Origin of the sequence: Pseudomonas fluvialis (assembly GCF_014207935.1) — a bacterium.
Taxonomy (GTDB): domain Bacteria; phylum Pseudomonadota; class Gammaproteobacteria; order Pseudomonadales; family Pseudomonadaceae; genus Aquipseudomonas; species Aquipseudomonas fluvialis_A.
In genome coordinates this window covers 207540-225608 of sequence record NZ_JACHLL010000005.1, presented here as the reverse complement: position 1 = coordinate 225608, position 18069 = coordinate 207540, and the positions used below count along the sequence as shown (strand labels likewise).

18 protein-coding genes are annotated in these 18069 nt (G+C 63.9%); 9 read left to right on the top strand and 9 right to left on the bottom strand.

Annotated elements, in window-relative coordinates; translation table 11 throughout:
• Positions 1–24: 24 nt before the first annotated feature.
• Genes HNP49_RS14525 through HNP49_RS19015 form a run of 4 tightly spaced genes read right to left on the bottom strand, consistent with a single transcriptional unit; the run spans position 25 to position 3261 of the window.
• Positions 25–390 (bottom strand): response regulator, encoded by a 366-nt coding sequence (locus tag HNP49_RS14525; protein ID WP_095939818.1) that lies wholly within the window; start codon positions 388–390, stop codon positions 25–27.
• Positions 391–417: 27 nt separating this feature from the next.
• Positions 418–2193 carry a fused response regulator/phosphatase gene (locus HNP49_RS14520; RefSeq protein WP_184684417.1) on the bottom strand — a complete coding sequence of 592 codons (1776 nt, stop codon included), beginning with the start codon at positions 2191–2193 and terminating at the stop codon, positions 418–420.
• Positions 2194–2202: 9 nt separating this feature from the next.
• Positions 2203–2493, bottom strand: coding sequence for an STAS domain-containing protein (locus HNP49_RS14515; protein ID WP_184684415.1), 291 nt, complete (start codon positions 2491–2493; stop codon positions 2203–2205).
• A 9-nt stretch (positions 2494–2502) separates the two neighbouring features.
• On the bottom strand, positions 2503–3261 hold the full coding sequence (locus HNP49_RS19015) for a methyl-accepting chemotaxis protein (protein WP_260407206.1): 759 nt from the start codon (positions 3259–3261) through the stop codon (positions 2503–2505).
• A 597-nt stretch (positions 3262–3858) separates the two neighbouring features.
• On the opposite strand from HNP49_RS19015, the gene HNP49_RS14505 reads away from it, so the two are divergent.
• Together HNP49_RS14505 and HNP49_RS14500 are read left to right on the top strand one after the other, a co-directional pair.
• Positions 3859–4245 carry an MAPEG family protein gene (locus HNP49_RS14505; RefSeq protein ID WP_184684413.1) on the top strand — a complete coding sequence of 129 codons (387 nt, stop codon included), beginning with the start codon at positions 3859–3861 and terminating at the stop codon, positions 4243–4245.
• 60 nt (positions 4246–4305) lie between these two features.
• The gene (locus HNP49_RS14500) at positions 4306–4755 is read left to right on the top strand and encodes a cytochrome c (protein WP_184684412.1); all 450 of its coding nucleotides are present in this window, start codon (positions 4306–4308) and stop codon (positions 4753–4755) included.
• On the opposite strand, the gene HNP49_RS14495 is transcribed toward HNP49_RS14500, so the two are convergent.
• From HNP49_RS14495 to HNP49_RS14480, 4 genes are all read right to left on the bottom strand, one after another.
• Positions 4749–5909 (bottom strand): aminotransferase class V-fold PLP-dependent enzyme, encoded by a 1161-nt coding sequence (locus HNP49_RS14495; RefSeq protein ID WP_184684411.1) that lies wholly within the window; start codon positions 5907–5909, stop codon positions 4749–4751. The genes HNP49_RS14500 and HNP49_RS14495 overlap by 7 nt on opposite strands.
• Before the next feature lie 63 nt (positions 5910–5972).
• Positions 5973–7163, bottom strand: a complete 1191-nt coding sequence (gene metK / locus HNP49_RS14490) for a methionine adenosyltransferase (RefSeq protein WP_184684410.1) — start codon at positions 7161–7163, stop codon at positions 5973–5975.
• Positions 7164–7179: 16 nt separating this feature from the next.
• Positions 7180–8175: a metalloregulator ArsR/SmtB family transcription factor gene (locus HNP49_RS14485; RefSeq protein WP_184684409.1), complete on the bottom strand. Its 996-nt coding sequence runs from the start codon at positions 8173–8175 to the stop codon at positions 7180–7182.
• 46 nt (positions 8176–8221) lie between these two features.
• A complete protein-coding gene (locus HNP49_RS14480; RefSeq protein ID WP_184684408.1) occupies positions 8222–9133 on the bottom strand; it encodes a LysR family transcriptional regulator in 912 nt (303 codons plus the stop codon).
• Positions 9134–9243: 110 nt separating this feature from the next.
• Here HNP49_RS14480 and HNP49_RS14475 point away from each other — a divergent pair, with 110 nt between their 5' ends.
• From HNP49_RS14475 to fba, 6 genes are all read left to right on the top strand, one after another.
• A complete protein-coding gene (locus HNP49_RS14475; protein WP_184684406.1) occupies positions 9244–10356 on the top strand; it encodes a TDT family transporter in 1113 nt (370 codons plus the stop codon).
• 136 nt (positions 10357–10492) lie between these two features.
• Positions 10493–12493, top strand: coding sequence for a transketolase (tkt, locus tag HNP49_RS14470; RefSeq protein WP_184684405.1), 2001 nt, complete (start codon positions 10493–10495; stop codon positions 12491–12493).
• A gap of 51 nt (positions 12494–12544) precedes the next feature.
• A complete protein-coding gene (gene epd / locus HNP49_RS14465) occupies positions 12545–13603 on the top strand; it encodes an erythrose-4-phosphate dehydrogenase (RefSeq protein WP_184684402.1) in 1059 nt (352 codons plus the stop codon).
• 12 nt (positions 13604–13615) lie between these two features.
• A complete protein-coding gene (locus HNP49_RS14460) occupies positions 13616–14779 on the top strand; it encodes a phosphoglycerate kinase (protein ID WP_184684401.1) in 1164 nt (387 codons plus the stop codon).
• Between the two features lie 147 nt (positions 14780–14926).
• Positions 14927–15253, top strand: a complete 327-nt coding sequence (locus tag HNP49_RS14455) for an MliC family protein (protein ID WP_184684399.1) — start codon at positions 14927–14929, stop codon at positions 15251–15253.
• Between the two features lie 70 nt (positions 15254–15323).
• A complete protein-coding gene (gene fba / locus HNP49_RS14450; protein WP_184684398.1) occupies positions 15324–16388 on the top strand; it encodes a class II fructose-bisphosphate aldolase in 1065 nt (354 codons plus the stop codon).
• Between the two features lie 64 nt (positions 16389–16452).
• Here fba and HNP49_RS14445 read toward each other — a convergent pair whose 3' ends face one another.
• On the bottom strand, positions 16453–17412 hold the full coding sequence (locus HNP49_RS14445) for a carboxylesterase (RefSeq protein ID WP_184684396.1): 960 nt from the start codon (positions 17410–17412) through the stop codon (positions 16453–16455).
• A gap of 126 nt (positions 17413–17538) precedes the next feature.
• On the opposite strand from HNP49_RS14445, the gene HNP49_RS14440 reads away from it, so the two are divergent.
• Positions 17539–18045, top strand: a complete 507-nt coding sequence (locus HNP49_RS14440) for a M48 family metallopeptidase (RefSeq protein WP_184684394.1) — start codon at positions 17539–17541, stop codon at positions 18043–18045.
• The last annotated feature ends 24 nt before the right edge of the window (positions 18046–18069 follow it).

Here is an 18069-nt window from a genome sequence, read left to right as displayed (position 1 = left end):
GATTCGCCTGTGCAGGGCTGCGGATTAAGGGAGCACCTTCTTGGTAACTTCCAGCAGCTTGGGCGGATCGAACGGTTTGACCAGCCAGCCGGTGGCACCGGCCGCCCGGCCCTGTTGCTTCATGGCATCACTGGATTCGGTGGTCAGCATGAGGATCGGCGTGCTGCGGTAGGTGGGCAGGCCGCGCAGACTCTTGATCAGGGTCAGACCGTCCATGTTGGGCATGTTCTGGTCAGTGAACACCAGTTGGTAGGCCTTGCGCTGGGCTTTGCCCAGGCCGTCTTTGCCGTCGACGGCTTCGTCCACTTCATAGCCGGCCGCACGCAGGGTGAATCCCAGCATCTGGCGGATCGAGGCCGAGTCGTCGACGATCAGGATGGACTTGCTCATTGCGTTACTTCCCCTTCAAATCCTTGATTACTTCTTGTCTGCAGCTCCTGCCGCTGCTTGTTGATTCCAGCGTAGTTCAGCAATTACCTGATTGCCGTTGCCGAGAAACTCCAGGTGCGAGCAGATCTGCCGCAGCAGCATCAGGCCGCGGCCGTGATAGCTCACGGCATCGTTCTGCTTGCTGCTTGGGTCGAGTTGGTGGAAATCGAAACCAGGGCCGCTGTCGCTGATCTTGATACTCAGGCAGTTGCCGTTGAGGTCGTTGTGTTGGTTGATGTCCAGGCGTATTTCGCCTTCATGCAGCTCCTGCAGACGCTCGCTGCGTAGCTGGAAGTAGCGCTCGAAACCGTCCATCTCGCGCTTGAGGCTGGAGTCGAGACCCAGCAGGCCGTGGTCGAGTGCGTTGCACAGCAGCTCTCGCAGAATCAGGCTGAAAACGCCCTGACGCGACTCGTCCAGTCCCAGCATCTGGCAGAAGTTGCTGATCAGGGGCTCGAGGTCCAGGCGCTGCAGTTGCGGCGCGGTGAGTAGCAGTTGCAGGCTCCAGTTGTCGGCGGCCTGTAGGCTGTTGCTGTTGCTGTTGCTGTTGCTGTTGCTGTTGCTGTTGCTGTTGCTGTTGCTGCTGTTCTGCTGGGGTTGGGTATCGGCGCTGTGATCTTCGCAAAGCAGTTGCAGGTAGGACACATCGTCATGTGCCGGTTGGCTGCCGAGGTGGGCATCCAGGCTGGCCTGCAGACGGCCGAGGCGTTCAGTGGGCGGGGTTTGCAGGATGTCCTGCAGGCGTTGCTTGCTAAAGGCTTCGCCGGCCGCATTCTCGGCTTCGATCAGGCCGTCGGAGTACATGAACAGCTGGGCGCTTTCCTCCGGCAGCTTGAATGCCTCCACTTCGCGGCTGAACAACTCGCTGTCGACAATGCCCAGTGGCAGGTTCTGCGAGCGAAAACGCCACAGCACCTGACCGCTGCTATTCAGTAGCAGGGCCGTCGGGATTCCGCCGTTCCACACTTCCACGATGCCATCGCGGGGGCGGTAGCAGGCAGCCAGAGCGGCAACGAAACGGTCCGAGGGGCTGTGTGCGCGATGCTGCTGGTTGAGCTCGTGCATGATCGAGCTGAGCTGGAAGCCCTTGGCGGCCATGGCGTAGAAGGTCTGCGACAGCGGGATCAGGGTCAGCGCGGCCGGCAGGCCATGGCCGGTGGCATCGGCGAGCATCACGTAGATGTCGTTGCTGCGCGAGGTGCAGACCAGCAGCAGGTCGCCAGAGACCACGCTGGCCGGCTGCAGATGATGCTGGATCAGCGGATTGTTGAGCTGTTCGCGACGTACCAGGCGTTCCATGAGGAAATTGCTGATGCGTTTTTCTTCGGCTTCCAGGTTGGCGTAGTGCTGCAACTCATGGTGCTGGCGCGCGATCTGCTGCTGCATGTCGGCGATGCGCCAGAAGGCGTTGATCTTGGCTTCGAGGATGCTGAAGTTGATCGGCTTGGCGAGGAAGTCGTCGCAGCCCGAGTTAAGTGCCAGCACTTGCTCGTCGATGTCGCTGGCCCCAGAGAGCATGATGATCGGTCGCCAGCCCTGCTGTTCCTGCAGTTCACGCAGGCGCTGGGTGGCTTGCAGGCCATCCATGCCGGGCATGATGCGGTCAACCAGCACCAGATCGAAATCGCTCTCTTGGTAGCGCTGAATGGCCTCGGCGCCGCCGGCCACATGCACGCACTGGTGCCCCAGCCGCGTGGCAAAGGCGCTGATGGTCAGGCCGATCAGCGGGTCGTCGTCAACGGCGAGAATCTGCAGTGGGCGCATGTGGGGCGCTTAGCGGATGGTGAAGATTTTCTGGAAATTGGCGATTTCCAGCACTTCCTTGGCCGTGCCTTGCAGGTTGTGCAGCTCGACCTGCTTGTTCAGGCTGGTAGCCCGGTCGCGCAGCAGCAGGAGGATGCCCAGGGCTGCCGAGTCGATGTATTGCACGTCCTTCATGTCGACGATCAGCAGGCGTACGGCAGTATTCTCCAGGGCCGCCTCATAGGCATTGCGGAAATCACGGAAACTGTTGAAGTCGAAGCGTGTGGCGGGGCGCAGGGAAACCGTGTTTTCGCTGGTCATGGACAGTCCTCAGAACAGGTCTATATCGCCGGCAGCCATGCTCGACTGGGCGACGGGGTTATGTGGTTGGTGCTTGAGTTCGTCGGTTGCTTCGCGCAGTTGCTGCAACTGCAGCTCGCTGTTGCCGGGAGACAAAGCGCCAAGCGCTCGGGCGAATTGCACCAGTTGCTGACAGTGCTTGCGCATCAGCCCGAGTAATTGGCTGCTCATGTCCTGGAACTGCAGGGCGGTGATGGCCCGGTTGACCGTGTGACCGACATCGTGGGAAAGCTGGTCCAGTTCGGTGATCACGTCGAGGGTATGACCATTGAGACCGTCCAGGCTGCCAAGCATGTTTTCCACCTGCTTCTTCGACGCCAGGGCAAAGGACATGTCCCGTGCTGCCAGCTGGCTGACCGAAGCGTCGGCGCTTTTCAGGTCGTCATAAACCGCGTTGACGTGGCCGCGGATCGCCTCGGAAAACAGGGTGGAGCGGTTGGACAGCGCGCGGACCTCGTCGGCAACCACGGCAAAGCCCCGTCCAGCCTCGCCAGCACGGGCGGCTTCGATGGCGGCATTGAGGGCCAGCAGATTGGTCTGCTTGGCGATGGCGTCCATGTCGGCGGTAGACTGCAGGATCAGGCCGATCTTCTGAGTGATGCGCTCCATCAGTTCGACCAGCTCGATGGAGATGCGGCTGGTTTCCACCGTGGCCTCGACGAAAACGGTCAGCGTACTCTGGGTGGTTTCGACGAAGGCCTGGAAGCTGCCGATCTGATTGCCGGGCATGTCACTGTCATGGCTATAACGCTCGATCAGCGAGGCTGCCAGCGCATGCTGGCTTTCGATATTGCGCGAGAGGCCATGAAAAGCGTGGGAAATCTCGCTGATGGCACTGGCCAGCAAACCTTCGACCTTGCCAATTTCCGTGTCCAGCGTCTGGCCATGATCTTTCAGTGCCTCGGCGGCCGGGTTCAGTTCCGTCGCTGGCAGGAACGCGACCTGGCCGACCTCGGTGGTGGGCGCGATCTCGTTCGGGATGAGCCAGAACAGCAGGCCGGCACTGCCCAGTAGACCGAGGCCGACGGCCAGCCAGGCTGGCAACTGCAGCCACAGCAGCAGTGCAGCCAGCAACCAGGGCAGGGCCTGTAGCAGCAGACGTGGTGCGGTGAAGGGCTTGGGGGCGGTCGAACCTTGCATGCCAACTCCCTGGATGGCTGGATCGTCAGTGTTGTACAAGACTTCTGACACCTCACTGATCGTAGTCAACGCTTTGCGGTTGTGCATATTGGCTCGGCTGCCAACTGTGATCGCGGGAGGGTCATCGACACTATCGGCTTGCGCCGGGCATGCTTGAGACTCAATTTCACGCTGCGGAGTGTTGCGATGACCCTGGCCTACTGGTGTGTGTTGGTAGCAATCCTGTTGCCGTACCTGTGCACGGCGACGGCAAAATTCACGGGGGGTGATTACGGGCCACGGGCCAATAGCGATCCGCGGGCTTTCCTCGCCGGCCTAGACGGGTGGCGCAAGCGGGCCAGCAATGCCCAGCTGAACGGCTTCGAGGTAACCCCCGCTTTTGCCGCGGCGGTGATCATCGCTCACCAGGCCGGTGGCGCCGGGCAGGTGCTGCTGGATCAGCTGGCGCTGGCCTTTATCGTCAGCCGGTTGGCGTACTTCGTCTGCTACCTGGCCGACTGGGGGCCGCTGCGCTCGCTGGTGTGGATAGTCGGTATGGGGCTGATCGTCAGCCTGTTCGTCGTGTCGGCCTAGCTGCGGGGGCGGCCGCTGATCCAGTACACTGGCGCCCGTTTTCAACCGGGTGTTGTATCGATGAAACCGTCCAAGCTGCTGTTGCTGTGTTCTGCTGTGTTGTTGCTAAGCGCCTGTGGTGGCGTGGATCCCGACTCGCCCATGGGCAAACGGCAGACCCTGTTCAAGGAAATGCTCAAGACCAGCGAAGACCTTGGCGGCATGCTGCGTGGGCGTTTGCCCTTCGACGAGGCGCGCTTTGCGGCCGGCGCCGAGCAGCTCGACACGCTGTCGCACCAGCCCTGGCAGCATTTCCCGCAGGTGCGTGATGAGGGCGACAGTCGGGCTCGGGACGAGGTCTGGCAGCGTCAGGAGCGCTTCCAGCAACTGGCCCGTCAGCTAGAGAGCGACACCGCTTTGTTGCGTGAGCTGAGCCGGCAAAAGCCTTTGGATCCCAAGACCGTTGAGCCCGCGGTGAAAAAAGTCGAAGACAGCTGCCGCGCCTGCCACGACGAGTTTCGCGCTTATTGAGGCTCCATCAGCGCCTGATCCAGCACGCGTAGAAATGTTTCGACCTGTGCCTGTGAGTTGTAGGCGTGCAGGCTCAGGCGAATCCAGCCTTCGCGCAGGCTCGCTACCACTCCAGCCTCTGTCAGTTGGTTAAAGAGGACGTTTGTCGCTTCGGGCGTGCTGGCGCTGAACGCACACATGACACTTCGGTTATGGGGCGGCACTGCCAGTATCAGATTTCGCTGCCTGACTCCTTCGGCCAGTGCTTCCACCAGCTCCCGCACATGCCGATACAAGTGTTCCACGCCTTGTTCATCGAACCATTGCAGCATCGCCAGCAGCCAGTGTTGCAGCAGTTGTGCATCCGATCCGGTTTCAAAACGGCGTGCTTCTGAAGTTGCCAGAGGAGGGTACTCGGTCAGACTGCCGAAATTGCCTTCCTGCAGTTGTGTCAGCCAGCCGGGAAAGGTCACCTTGAATCGATGCGCCACGCCGGGGGCCAGGTAGAGAAGGCCGCTACCTGTCGGTGAGCAAAGGGTTTTGTGAGCAGAGAGGACGCAGGCGTCGAGCTGCAAGGCTTCGATGTCCAGCGGTATCAGCCCCACGCCCTGGGTGATATCGAGTACCAGCAGGCAGTTGTGAGGCCGGGTCAGCTGGCGGAGCCTGCCGAGATCGTGGGTATAGCCATTGCTGAATTGCACCCAGCTGCAGACCAGCATGCGGGTATGGGGGGTGATCAGTTTTTCAAGCGCCAGTTCATCAGGTATTCCACCGGGACACGGGCAGAAGTCGGCCGCTACGCCACGCGCTTTGAGGTTCAGGAAGGCGTAGACGCTGGCCGGAAACTCTCCCTCAAATAGCACTACTCGGTCGCCCGTCTGCCATTCATAGCCCTGGGCAAGGATGTTCATGCCTTCACTGGTGGAGTGGATGAAGGCGAACCCTGTCGGATCAGCGTGTAATAGCCGACCGACAGTTTGCCGGATGGCCTGCGCTGTGCCAAATACGCTGCTGGCAGGCCGGGTATGTGGGTATTTCTTTTCGCCCAGGTAGCGGTTGAGCGCTGACGCAGCGGCGCCGCAGTAAGGACCTTCCCCGGCACTGTTGAAGTACAGGATGTCCCGCTCGCGGCTGATGGGGAAGGCACTGGCCCAAGGGCTGTCGACTGGTTTCATGCCTTGAGTGTAGGTACAAACGAAAAGCCCCGCCGAAGCGGGGCTTTTTGCATCACGCGGGGCTTACAGGCCGGCAGCGGCGCGCAGGGCGTCGGCCTTGTCGGTCTTTTCCCAGGTGAAGGTGGTGAAGGTGTCGCCGCCCACGGTGACTTGCTGCGGGATGCGGCCGAAGTGGCCGTAGGCCGCGGTGGCCTGGTACATCGGGTGCAGCAGGTCGAGCATCTTGGTGATGGCGTACGGACGCAGGTCGAAGATGTCGCGGACCAGGGCGATGATTTTGTCGTCGCCGATCTTGCCGGTTCCGAAGGTGTTCAGCGAGATGGAGGTCGGCTGGGCCACGCCGATGGCGTAGGACACCTGGATCTCGCAACGCTCGGCGAGACCGGCGGCGACGATGTTCTTGGCCACATAGCGACCGGCGTAGGCGGCTGAACGGTCAACCTTGGATGGGTCCTTGCCGGAGAAGGCACCACCGCCGTGACGGGCCATGCCGCCGTAGGAGTCGACGATGATCTTGCGCCCGGTCAGGCCGCAGTCACCCACCGGGCCGCCGATGATGAACTGGCCGGTCGGGTTGATGTGGAACTGGGTGTCCTTGTGCAGCAGCTCGGCCGGCAGCACGTGCTTGACGATCAGCTCCATCACGCCTTCGCGCAGGTCGTTGTAGCTGACTTCCGGGTTGTGCTGGGTGGACAGCACCACGGCGTCGATGCCGACCACCTTGCCGCCTTCGTAGCGGCAGGTGACCTGGGACTTGGCGTCCGGGCGCAGCCACGGCAGCAGGCCGGACTTGCGTGCTTCGGCCTGGCGCTCGACCAGGCGGTGGCTGAAGCAGATCGGTGCCGGCATCAGCACGTCGGTTTCGTTGCTGGCGTAGCCGAACATCAGGCCCTGGTCACCGGCGCCCTGGTCTTCCGGCTTGGCACGGTCGACGCCCTGGTTGATGTCCGGGGACTGCTTGCCAATGATGTTGATGATACCGCAGGTGTTGCCGTCGTAGCCGACGTCGGAGCTGTTGTAGCCGATGTCGACGATGACCTTGCGGGTCAGCTCTTCCAGGTCGATCCAGGCGCTGGTGGTGATTTCGCCGGCGACGATGGCTACACCGGTCTTCACCAGGGTTTCACAGGCCACGCGGGCGTGCTTGTCTTCGGCGATGATGGCGTCGAGCACCGCATCGGAAATCTGGTCGGCAATCTTGTCCGGATGGCCTTCGGACACGGATTCGGAGGTAAACAGGGAGTATTCGCTCATTTCTTCTAGGTCCTGATCAGTCCTGGGGGTGCTTCGCATCCGGTTTGGCAAAGTGCCGAACCTGAATCTGAAAGCCGTTTTTGAGGCCCACATAGAGGCTTTCGCCGGGCGTGAGCCCTGCGGCATCGGCCCAGCGGGCCAAATCTTCTTGCTCGAAGCCCAGCCAGAGGTCGCCACAGGCTTCCCTGGCCCAGCTCTGGTTGTGGCTGCATAACTCGGTAATCAGCAGGCTGCCGCCACTTTTGAGTAGCGGGGTCAGCTGGCGCATGGCCTCGGCCGGCGCGGCGAAATGGTGCAGCACCATGTTCAGCACCACGCAGTCGGCCGGCGCCTGGGGTGTCTGCAGGGCGTCGGCCAGCTGCAGGTGAACATTGCCGAGGCCCTCGCGCACGCAGCGTTCGCGCGCCAGCTCAAGCATGGCCTGGCTGTTGTCCAGGGCAGTGACGCTGGCAAAGCGCCGTGCCAGTTCCGGCAGGAAGGAGCCGTCACCGGGGCCGACTTCCAGCGCCGTGGCGCCGGCTGGAAAACTCAGTGCGTCGAGCAGGGCCAGCAGGCTGTCGCGGTATTGCGGCAGACCGGCGATCAGGTCCTGCTGGGCCTGGAAGTTGACCGCCATCCGCGCAAAGAACTCACGGCTGGCCTCGGCACGCTGGCCGTGGACGGTGGCGATGCGTGCCTGCAGCTCGTCCGCCAGGGGCAGGGCATCCACTTCCTGCAGCAGCGCCGCGTGCAGGCTGCCGCCGAGCAGGTCACTCTGGGCCAGGGCGCGACGGTAAAAGATCGCATTGCCCTCGCGGCGCGTGGCCACCAGGCCGGCCTGGGCCAGGACCTTGAGGTGGTGGCTCATGCCCGACTGGCCGGTGGCGAAGATCTGCGCCAGCTCCAGCACGCCGAACGAATCGTTGGCCAGCGCGCGCAGGATATTCAGGCGCAGCGGATCGCCGGCGGCTTTGCACAGGGCCGCCAGTTCGTCGACGGGCTCACTGCGGAGCTGGGGGACGGGCAGGTTCATAGTGGGCGCAGTCTAGTCGGCACCCTTTTTCTCGGCAAGAGCTGTATCAAAAAGTTTTGATATAGCTTGGGCGACAGGCCAGCGCGTGCCTGACCTGATCCAACAGGGCGTGGGCGGCAGGGCTCAGGCTGCGTTCGCGCCGCCACAGGGCATGCAGGTCGCGCTGGATGTGCAGGTCATCGACCGCCAGGCGCACCAGTTCGCCGCTCCGCAGCTCATCCTCCATGGCCAGTTCGGAGATCCAGGCGATGCCGCGACCGCCCTGCAGGCTGCGCTTGAGCGCCACGCTGTTACCCAGTGCCAGCGCCACCTTGGGTGTCAGACCGTGGGCCTGGTAGACCTGTTCCAGGGTGCTGCGGGTGCCGGAGCCTTCTTCGCGCAGAAACAGCTCCGCCTCGGCCAGCTCGGCCGCGCTCAGGCGGGGGCGGCTGGCCAGTGGATGGCGCGGGCTGCTCACCGGCAGCAGGGCGTCGCTGCCCAGCAGCTGGTAATTGAAGGCCTCGCGGGCGAAGGGGCCTTCGATGAACGCCAGGGTGCAGTCGCCACTGTCCAGTGCGCGCAGGCTGCTGGCGGTGTTGCCGATCTGCAGGCTGATGCTCAGGCCCGGATGCTGTTGCTGGAAGTCGGCAATCAGGCTGGGCAGCAGGTAGCTGCCCATGGTGGCGCTGGCGCACAGGCGCAGTTCGCCGGCGCCGAGACTGGCGAACTCGGCCAGGTCACGTTCTGCCGCGTGTTCCAAGGCGAAGATTCGTTCGGCATAGGGCAGCAGGCGCTGGCCGGCCTCGGTCAGGCTCACTCCGCGGGTCTGGCGGTCGAACAGGGGCAACTGCAGGCGGCCTTCCAGCTCGCGGATCTCGCGGGTCACGGCCGGCTGGCTGATGAACAGGCGCGCCGCGCCGCCGCTGATGCTGCCGGTCTGGGCGACGGCGAGGAAGACCTTGAGGTGGTGCAGATTCATAAATGAAAGGCATGCCTTGTATCTTTTATATGTATTTTACCTATAGCACGCCGATCCCTAGCCTGACAGCCATCGTCCTGACTTGGACACCGCTTTCGCTGGAGACTGTCATGCCTCGACCCTTTACCCGCCTGCACGAGCCCTGGGCTTTCGTGCGCCACTTCACCCCCAACTGGTTCGCCATGACCATGGGCACTGGCGTGGTGGCGCTGGTGCTGGCGGCGCTGCCCTGGGATTTCCCGGCGCGCCTGTGGCTGGCCGAGACGGTCTGGGTGCTGGCGCTGCTGCTGTTCGGCCTGTTCACCCTGCTGTTCGTGGCGCGCCTGCTGCTGTTTCGCGACACCGTACGGCCGATGCTGGAGCATCCGGTGCAGTCGATGTTCCTCGGCGCCATTCCCATGGGGCTGGTGCCGATCATCAACGGCTTGCCGATGTTCCTCGGCGAAGCTGCGGTGCCGCTGGCGCATGTCCTGTGGTGGCTGGATGTGGTGCTGGCGCTGGGCGTGGCTTTTGGCGTGCCCTACCTGATGTTCACCCGTCAGCAGCATGCGCTGGAACGCCTGACCGGGGTCTGGTTGCTGCCGATCGTGGCGCCGGGTGTCGCGGCTGGTGCGGCTGGCCTGCTGGCGCCGCAGCTGCCGGTCGCCGCAGCACAACTGATGGTGATTGTCGGCTATGTCCTGTGGGGCCTGTCGCTGAGCCTGGCCGTTGGCCTGATCACCCTTGTGCTGCTGCGTCTGGCCCTGCACAAACTGCCGGATACTGATTTCGCTGCCACCTCTTGGCTGCCGCTGGGGCCACTGGCGACTGGGTGCCTTGGTCTGCTGACCCTGGGCCAGGCGGCGCCTCATGCCTGGCAGGGCACTCCGCTGGCGGGTATGGCCGAGCTGGCCCAGCAGCTGGGGCTGGTGGGTGGGCTGGCGCTGTGGGGAGCGGGGTTGTGGTGGCTGGTGGCTGCCAGCCTGTTCACCCACCACTACATCCGCCGCGAGCTGCCGTTCAACCTGGGCTGGTGGGGTTTCACCTTCCCGTTGGGGGTGTTCACCCTGGCCACGCTGGCGCTGTACCGCCAGTTCGGGGTGGAGTTGTTTGGGCTGTTCGGGGTGTTGCTGGCGGTGAAACTGGCGCTGATCTGGCAACTGGTGCTGCGTCGGACCCTACAGGGGCTGTGGCACGGCGAGCTGTTTCGCGCCCCCTGTCTGGCCACCCAGGCCTGTCGCTGATTGATGCTGGAGCTGCGTGGCGGGGTTAATCTGCCGCCCCGCGACCATCTGTCATTGCCCCTGAGGGCCCGGCTGGGCGAAAATGGCCGCCTTTTTTCGACCCTTGCTGCCCAGCCAGCCTCTCAGGAGATCAGCGATGCCCAGCCGTCGTGACCGTGCCAATGCCATCCGCGCCCTCAGCATGGATGCCGTGCAGAAAGCCAACAGCGGCCACCCTGGCGCCCCCATGGGTATGGCGGATATCGCCGAAGTGCTGTGGCGTGACCACCTCAAGCACAACCCGCAGAACCCGCAGTGGGCCGACCGCGACCGCTTCGTGCTGTCCAACGGCCACGGCTCGATGCTGATCTACTCGCTGCTGCACCTGACCGGCTACGACCTGTCGATCGACGACCTGAAGAACTTCCGCCAGCTGCACAGCAAGACCCCGGGCCACCCGGAGTACGGCTACACCCCGGGCGTGGAAACCACCACCGGTCCGCTGGGTCAGGGCATCGCCAACGCCGTCGGCTTCGCCATCGCCGAGAAGGTACTGGGCGCCCAGTTCAACCGCCCCGGCCACAGCATCGTCGATCACCACACCTACGCCTTCCTCGGTGACGGCTGCATGATGGAAGGCATCAGCCATGAAGTCTGCTCGCTGGCCGGTACCCTGGGCCTGGGCAAGCTGATCGCCTTCTACGACGACAACGGCATCTCCATCGATGGCGAAGTCCACGGCTGGTTCACCGACGACACCCCGGCGCGCTTCGAGGCCTATGGCTGGCAGGTGATCCGCAATGTCGACGGCCACGACGCCGAGGAAATCCAGACCGCCATCGCTACCGCGCGCGCCGAAACCGAGCGTCCGACCCTGATCTGCTGCAAAACCGTGATCGGCTTCGGCTCGCCCAACAAGGGCGGCAAGGAAGAGTGCCACGGCGCACCGCTGGGTAACGACGAAATCGCCCTGACCCGCGCCAAGCTGGGCTGGAGCCACGGCCCGTTCGAAATCCCGGCCGACATCTATGCCGAGTGGGACGCCAAGGCCACCGGTGCTGCCCGCGAAGCCGAGTGGAACGACAAGTTCGCCGCCTACGCCGCCGCTCACCCGGAACTGGCTGCCGAGTTCAAGCGCCGCATGGCCGGTGAGCTGCCGGCCGACTTCGCCGAGAAAGCCGCCGCCTATGTCGCCGACGTTGCCGCCAAGGGTGAAACCATCGCCAGCCGCAAGGCCAGCCAGAACGCGCTGAACGCCTTCGGCCCGCTGCTGCCGGAATTCCTCGGCGGTTCGGCCGACCTGGCCGGTTCCAACCTGACCCTGTGGAAGGGCTGTAAGGGTGTGGAAGCCGGCGACGCTTCGGGCAATTACATGTTCTACGGCGTGCGCGAATTCGGCATGAGCGCCATCATGAACGGCGTGGCCCTGCACGGCGGTTTCATCCCGTACGGTGCGACCTTCCTGATCTTCATGGAGTACGCGCGCAACGCCGTGCGCATGTCCGCGCTGATGAAGCAACGCGTGCTGTACGTCTTCACTCACGACTCCATCGGTCTGGGTGAAGACGGCCCGACCCACCAGCCGATCGAGCAGCTGGCCAGTCTGCGCGGCACGCCGAACCTTGACACCTGGCGCCCGGCCGATGCCGTGGAATCCGCCGTGGCCTGGAAGTACGCCATCGAGCGCGCCGACGGCCCGTCCGCGCTGATCTTCAGCCGGCAGAATCTGCCGCACCAGGCTCGGGATGCCCAGCAGCTGGCCGATGTGGCCCGTGGTGCCTATGTGCTGAAAGACTGCGCTGGCGAGCCGGAGCTGATCCTGATCGCCACCGGTTCGGAAGTCGGTCTGGCCGTGCAGGCCTACGAGAAGCTGAGCGAGCAGGGCAAGAAGGTCCGTGTCGTCTCCATGCCGTCGACCTCCGTGTTCGACCAGCAGGACGCCGGCTACAAGCAGGCCGTGCTGCCGGTGCAGGTCGGTGCCCGCATCGCCATCGAGGCCTCGCATGCCGACTACTGGTACAAGTACGTCGGCCTTGAAGGTCGCATCATCGGCATGACCACCTTTGGTGAGTCGGCGCCGGCGCCTGCGCTGTTCGAAGAGTTCGGCTTTACCGTCGACAACGTGCTTGCCACGGCCGAAGAGCTGCTGGACGCCTGATGAGCACCGGCCTCTGCCGTTCTGGCAGGGGCAGGTTGCCGCGAGAACCCCATGGCCAATGCCCGTCCCTATCGCATCGCCCTCAACGGCTATGGCCGTATCGGTCGCTGCGTGCTGCGTGCCCTGCATGAGCGCGGGGCGGCGGCCGGCCTGGAAATCGTCGCGCTGAACGACCTGGCCGATCAGGCCAGCATCGAATACCTGACCCGCTTCGACTCCACCCACGGCCGTTTCCCCGGCGCGGTGGAGGTGGATGGCGACTGCCTGCATATCAATGGCAACTGTGTGAAGGTGCTGCGCCACAGCACGCCGGAAGCCATCGACTGGGCGGCGCTGGGTATTGACCTGCTGCTGGAGTGCTCCGGGCAGTACACCAGCCGCGAGCAGGCCGAGCGCTTTATCAAGGCCGGCGCGCCACGGGTGCTGCTGTCGCAGCCGATGAGCAGCGAGGCGGATATCGATGCCACCGTGGTCTATGGCGTCAATCAGCAGTGCCTGAGCGGCACCGAGCAGTTGGTGTCGAACGCTTCCTGCACCACCAACTGCGGCGTGCCGCTGCTCAAGCTGCTCAACGAGACGGTGGGGATCGAGTTCGTTTCCATCACCACCATCCACTCGGCGATGAACGACCAGCCGGTGATCGATGCCTACCACCACGAAGACCTGCGCCGCACGCGTTCGGCCTTCCAGTCGGTGATCCCTGTTTCTACGGGGTTGGCTCGTGGTATCGAGCGCCTGCTGCCGGAGCTGTCCGGGCGTATCCAGGCCAAGGCCATCCGTGTGCCGACGGTGAATGTGTCGTGCCTCGACATCACCCTGCAGATGGCCCGCGACACCTCGGCCCAGGAGATCAACCAACTGCTGCGCGAGGCCGCTCAGGCCGGGCCGCTCAAGGGGTTGCTGGCCTACACCGAGCTGCCGCACGCCAGCTGCGACTTCAACCATGATCCCCATTCCGCCATCGTCGATGGCAGCCAGACCCGTGTGTCCGGCCCGCGCCTGGTCAACCTGCTGGCCTGGTTCGACAACGAATGGGGCTTTGCCAACCGAATGCTCGACGTCGCGGCTCACTGGCTCGACGTTTCTGCTGCTACCAACCAGCCCAGATGAAGGACTGATTCCATGACTGTTTTGAAGATGATCGACCTCGACCTCGCCGGTAAGCGCGTGCTGATCCGCGAAGACCTCAACGTGCCGGTAAAGGACGGCGTGGTGAAGAGCGATGCGCGCATCGTCGCCTCGCTGCCGACCATCAAGCTGGCACTGGAGAAGGGCGCTGCGGTCATGGTCTGCTCGCACCTGGGTCGTCCGACCGAGGGCGAATACTCCGAAGAGAACAGCCTGGCGCCGGTGGCTGCCTACCTGTCCAAGGCCCTGGGTCGCGAAGTGCCGCTGGTCAAGGACTACCTGGGCGGCGTCGAGGTTAAAGCCGGCGACATCGTGCTGTTCGAGAACGTGCGCTTCAACAAGGGCGAGAAGAAGAACGCCGACGAACTGGCCCAGCAGTACGCGGCCCTGTGCGATGTGTTCGTCATGGACGCCTTCGGCACGGCTCACCGCGCTGAGGGTTCGACCCACGGCGTGGCAAAGTTCGCCAAGGTTGCCTGCGCCGGCCCGCTGCTGGCCGCCGAACTGGACGCCCTGGGCAAGGCCCTGGGTAACCCGGCCAAGCCGATGGCGGCCATCGTCGCCGGCTCCAAGGTCTCCACCAAGCTGGACGTACTGAACAGCCTGAGCCAGATCTGTGATCAGCTGATCGTCGGTGGCGGCATCGCCAACACCTTCCTTGCCGCCGCCGGTTTCCCGGTCGGCAAGTCGCTGTACGAAGCCGATCTGGTGGACACCGCCAAGGCCATCGCCGCCAAGGTCAGCGTGCCGCTGCCGGTCGATGTGGTCGTGGCCAAGGCCTTTGCCGAAGACGCCGAAGCGACCGTCAAGCTGGTGGCTGATGTGGCCGAGGACGACATGATCCTCGACATCGGTCCGCAGACCGCCGCGCAGTTCGCCGAGCTGCTCAAGGCCTCCAAGACCATCCTGTGGAACGGCCCGGTCGGCGTGTTCGAGTTCGACCAGTTCGGTAACGGCACCAAGGCCCTGGCCCTGGCCATCGCCGAGAGCCCGGCATTCTCCATCGCCGGCGGTGGCGACACCCTGGCGGCCATCGACAAGTACGGCGTGGCCGAGCGCATCAGCTACATCTCCACCGGCGGTGGTGCTTTCCTCGAGTTCGTCGAGGGCAAGGTGCTGCCGGCCGTAGCCGTGCTCGAAGAGCGCGCCAAACACTGATTGGAGCTGCTGCGCTTGCCCATGCGTTGTTGAAAACAGGCTCGGACTGCTCATTTACACTCAGTAAACTCCGCGTCCTCGCCTGTTTTCGCCTAGCCTGGCCTGCGCTCGCGACGCCCCAGCCTCTAGGACGAACGAGTAACCTCGATGCTCAAACAAGGATGCGGCGCTTTTGTCCTTCTGGCCCTGCTGAGTGGCTGTGCCACCCAGTCGGGCGGTGCGCCCTGGACCCACTGGGTCTGTGACGGTGATATCGACCTGCATTGGCGCCCTGTGGAAGGTGCGGCCGATCAGGTGGAAGTCCGCCTGGAAGGCACCGAACGGGTTTACCAGCTGCACCGCCAGGAGGCGGGCAGCGGGGCGTTCTATACCGACGGTCAGTTGGCGTTCCACAGCAAGGGCAAGCAGGGCCTGGTGTACTGGGCGCAGACTGACGAACTGATCGGCCGTGGCTGCAAGGCTCCCGGCAAATAACTTGAACCGAGCCTGCCGCTGCGGCAGGCTTGCACACGATTAACGACCCCCATCGGGAGACTGGAAACTCATGGCACTTATCAGCATGCGCCAGATGCTGGATCACGCCGCCGAATTCGGCTACGGCGTACCGGCTTTCAACGTCAACAACCTCGAGCAGATGCGCGCCATCATGGAAGCGGCCGACAAGACCGATTCCCCTGTGATCGTTCAGGCTTCCGCCGGTGCCCGCAAATACGCCGGCGCCCCGTTCCTGCGCCACCTGATCCTGGCCGCCATCGAAGAATTCCCGCATATCCCGGTGTGCATGCACCAGGACCACGGCACCAGCCCGGACGTGTGCCAGCGCTCGATCCAGCTGGGCTTCAGCTCGGTAATGATGGACGGCTCGCTGAAAGAAGACGGCAAGACCCCGGCCGACTACGACTACAACGTCCGCGTGACCCAGCAGACCGTGGCCTTCGCTCACGCCTGCGGTGTGTCCGTGGAAGGCGAGCTGGGTTGCCTGGGCAGCCTGGAAACCGGTATGGCCGGTGAAGAAGACGGCGTTGGCGCCGAGGGCGTGCTGGACCACAGCCAGCTGCTGACCGATCCGGAAGAAGCTGCGGCCTTCGTCAAGGCCACTCAGGTGGATGCTCTGGCGATTGCCATCGGCACCAGCCACGGCGCTTACAAGTTCACCAAACCGCCGACCGGTGATGTGCTGTCGATCGAGCGTATCAAGGAAATCCACAAGCGCATCCCCAACACTCACCTGGTGATGCACGGTTCCTCCTCGGTACCGCAGGAGTGGCTGGCGATCATCAACCAGTACGGTGGCGACATCAAGGAAACCTACGGCGTGCCGGTCGAAGAGATCGTAGAAGGCATCAAGCACGGCGTGCGCAAGGTCAACATCGACACCGACCTGCGTCTGGCCTCCACCGGTGCCATTCGCCGCATGATGGCCGAGCATCCGAGTGAGTTTGACCCGCGCAAATTCTTCGCCAAGACCATCGACGCCATGCGCGACATCTGCATCGCCCGCTACGAAGCCTTCGGCACCGCCGGCAATGCCTCCAAGATCAAGCCGATCTCCCTGGAAGGCATGTTCCAGCGCTACGCCAAGGGCGAGCTGACCGCCAAGGTCAACTAAGGCCGGCAGCCCGCTGATAAAAAAGCCCGCGTTGATCGCGGGCTTTTTTGTGTCTGGCCGAATCTCAGAGCGTTGGCAGCTGCTGGATGAAGGCGGCAATCTGCGCCTGAATCGACGCCGTGTCATTGGGCGCGAGTATGCGTCCGGCCAGTACATGATGGGACGGGTCCTGGCTGTCCGGCCTGGCGATCAGCTGCTTGTGCGGGCTGCCGAGGCGAGCGAAGGCGGCTTCGGCGGCTTCCGCTGACACCACCTGATCGTTGGGCGAGTAGATCATCAGGGTTGGCACGCGAATGTCCTGCAGGGGCAGTTCATTGACGTGCTTGACCAGGGCCATCATCGGGAACAGGGCCTGGGTCGGGTAGTGGTGGTTCCAGTAGCGTGCCTGTTCGGGGTTGCGTGGTTTCCACACATGCTCGGCCGGTAACACCCGGGGCAACAGCTGTTGCGCCCACGGCCAGGTGAGCAGCGTGGCCATGGGGTCGCGCGGGGCAAAGTTTGGCGAGACCAGCACCAGGGCCGCGAGGTCGGATTGCCGGCTGGCCAGCCAGGTGCCTAGGGTGCCGCCGGTGGACACGCCGAGCACGATGACCCGCTTGCCCAGGCGTCGGGCGATGGCCAGGGCTTCCTGGGCATCCTGCAGCCAGTCGCGCACGCTGGGTTCGGTCATCGCCTGCGGACTGCGGCCGTGCCCGCTCAAGCGGGTGACGAACAGGTTGGCTCCCAGCTGACGCGCCAGGTCTTCGCTCAGGGGCGCGGTTTCCTGGCGGCTCGCGGAAAAGCCATGCAGGTAGACCAGGGCCAGCTCGGTCTGTCGCCGGTCAGCATAGGCCCAGATGATCTGTTTCTGTGTGCCGGGCACCAGGTCGCTGAAGCGGGCTTCACTCTGCGCCAGATAGGCGTCCAGATCCGCGGGAAGCGGCGGCTGCGCCGCAGGCAGCTCAACCGCTATGCGTGGGCCGCTGGCCAGCAGCAGGCCGAGTAGGGAGAGGCAGAGCAGGGTCCAGCGCAGGGTCTTGGGCATGGTCATTCGGTTTGCGGAACGAGGGTGCCAGTGTGCGCAACTCCCGCGCCCCTGCCAATCCCGATGCTGGGCGCAAGTCTGCCTGGCCGCGTAAAATTCGCGCATCAAGCCTCCGGAGTGCTGTGCATGCCGCTGCGTTATCTGCGCGCCTATCCCCCCGCCCTGCAGGAGCAGGTTCGCCGTCTGCTGGAGCAGGGCAAGCTCGGCGACTATCTGCAGCAGCGCTACCCGGCACAGCATGCGGTGCAGAGCGACAAGGCCCTGTACGCCTACACCATGGCGCTCAAGCAGGAGTACCTGCGCAACGCGCCGGGTCTGGACAAGGTGCTGTATGACAGCAAGCTGGACGTGGTCAAGCATGCTCTCGGCCTGCATACCGCCGTGTCGCGGGTGCAGGGCGGCAAGCTCAGGGCGAAGAAGGAGATCCGCATTGCCGGGTTGTTTCGCGAGGCGGCGCCGGAGTTCCTGCGGATGATTGTGGTCCACGAGCTGGCGCACCTGCGCGAGTTCGAGCACAACAAGGCGTTTTACCAGCTGTGCGAACACATGCTGCCGGGTTACCACCAGCTGGAGTTCGACCTGCGTGTGTACCTGACCTGGCGCGACGCGCAGCCGTCTATCCGACCAGCGTGACTGGTCGTCGGGCAAAGGGCGGAT

Coding starts and splice junctions, on each gene's coding strand:
- HNP49_RS14525 (WP_095939818.1), bottom strand. CDS start 390: ATGAGCAAGTCCATCCTGATCGTCGACGACTCGGCCTCGATCCGCCAG.
- HNP49_RS14520 (WP_184684417.1), bottom strand. CDS start 2,193: ATGCGCCCACTGCAGATTCTCGCCGTTGACGACGACCCGCTGATCGGC.
- HNP49_RS14515 (WP_184684415.1), bottom strand. CDS start 2,493: ATGACCAGCGAAAACACGGTTTCCCTGCGCCCCGCCACACGCTTCGAC.
- HNP49_RS19015 (WP_260407206.1), bottom strand. CDS start 3,261: ATGCCCGGCAATCAGATCGGCAGCTTCCAGGCCTTCGTCGAAACCACC.
- HNP49_RS14505 (WP_184684413.1), top strand. CDS start 3,859: ATGACCCTGGCCTACTGGTGTGTGTTGGTAGCAATCCTGTTGCCGTAC.
- HNP49_RS14500 (WP_184684412.1), top strand. CDS start 4,306: ATGAAACCGTCCAAGCTGCTGTTGCTGTGTTCTGCTGTGTTGTTGCTA.
- HNP49_RS14495 (WP_184684411.1), bottom strand. CDS start 5,909: ATGAAACCAGTCGACAGCCCTTGGGCCAGTGCCTTCCCCATCAGCCGC.
- metK (WP_184684410.1), bottom strand. CDS start 7,163: ATGAGCGAATACTCCCTGTTTACCTCCGAATCCGTGTCCGAAGGCCAT.
- HNP49_RS14485 (WP_184684409.1), bottom strand. CDS start 8,175: ATGAACCTGCCCGTCCCCCAGCTCCGCAGTGAGCCCGTCGACGAACTG.
- HNP49_RS14480 (WP_184684408.1), bottom strand. CDS start 9,133: ATGAATCTGCACCACCTCAAGGTCTTCCTCGCCGTCGCCCAGACCGGC.
- HNP49_RS14475 (WP_184684406.1), top strand. CDS start 9,244: ATGCCTCGACCCTTTACCCGCCTGCACGAGCCCTGGGCTTTCGTGCGC.
- tkt (WP_184684405.1), top strand. CDS start 10,493: ATGCCCAGCCGTCGTGACCGTGCCAATGCCATCCGCGCCCTCAGCATG.
- epd (WP_184684402.1), top strand. CDS start 12,545: ATGGCCAATGCCCGTCCCTATCGCATCGCCCTCAACGGCTATGGCCGT.
- HNP49_RS14460 (WP_184684401.1), top strand. CDS start 13,616: ATGACTGTTTTGAAGATGATCGACCTCGACCTCGCCGGTAAGCGCGTG.
- HNP49_RS14455 (WP_184684399.1), top strand. CDS start 14,927: ATGCTCAAACAAGGATGCGGCGCTTTTGTCCTTCTGGCCCTGCTGAGT.
- fba (WP_184684398.1), top strand. CDS start 15,324: ATGGCACTTATCAGCATGCGCCAGATGCTGGATCACGCCGCCGAATTC.
- HNP49_RS14445 (WP_184684396.1), bottom strand. CDS start 17,412: ATGCCCAAGACCCTGCGCTGGACCCTGCTCTGCCTCTCCCTACTCGGC.
- HNP49_RS14440 (WP_184684394.1), top strand. CDS start 17,539: ATGCCGCTGCGTTATCTGCGCGCCTATCCCCCCGCCCTGCAGGAGCAG.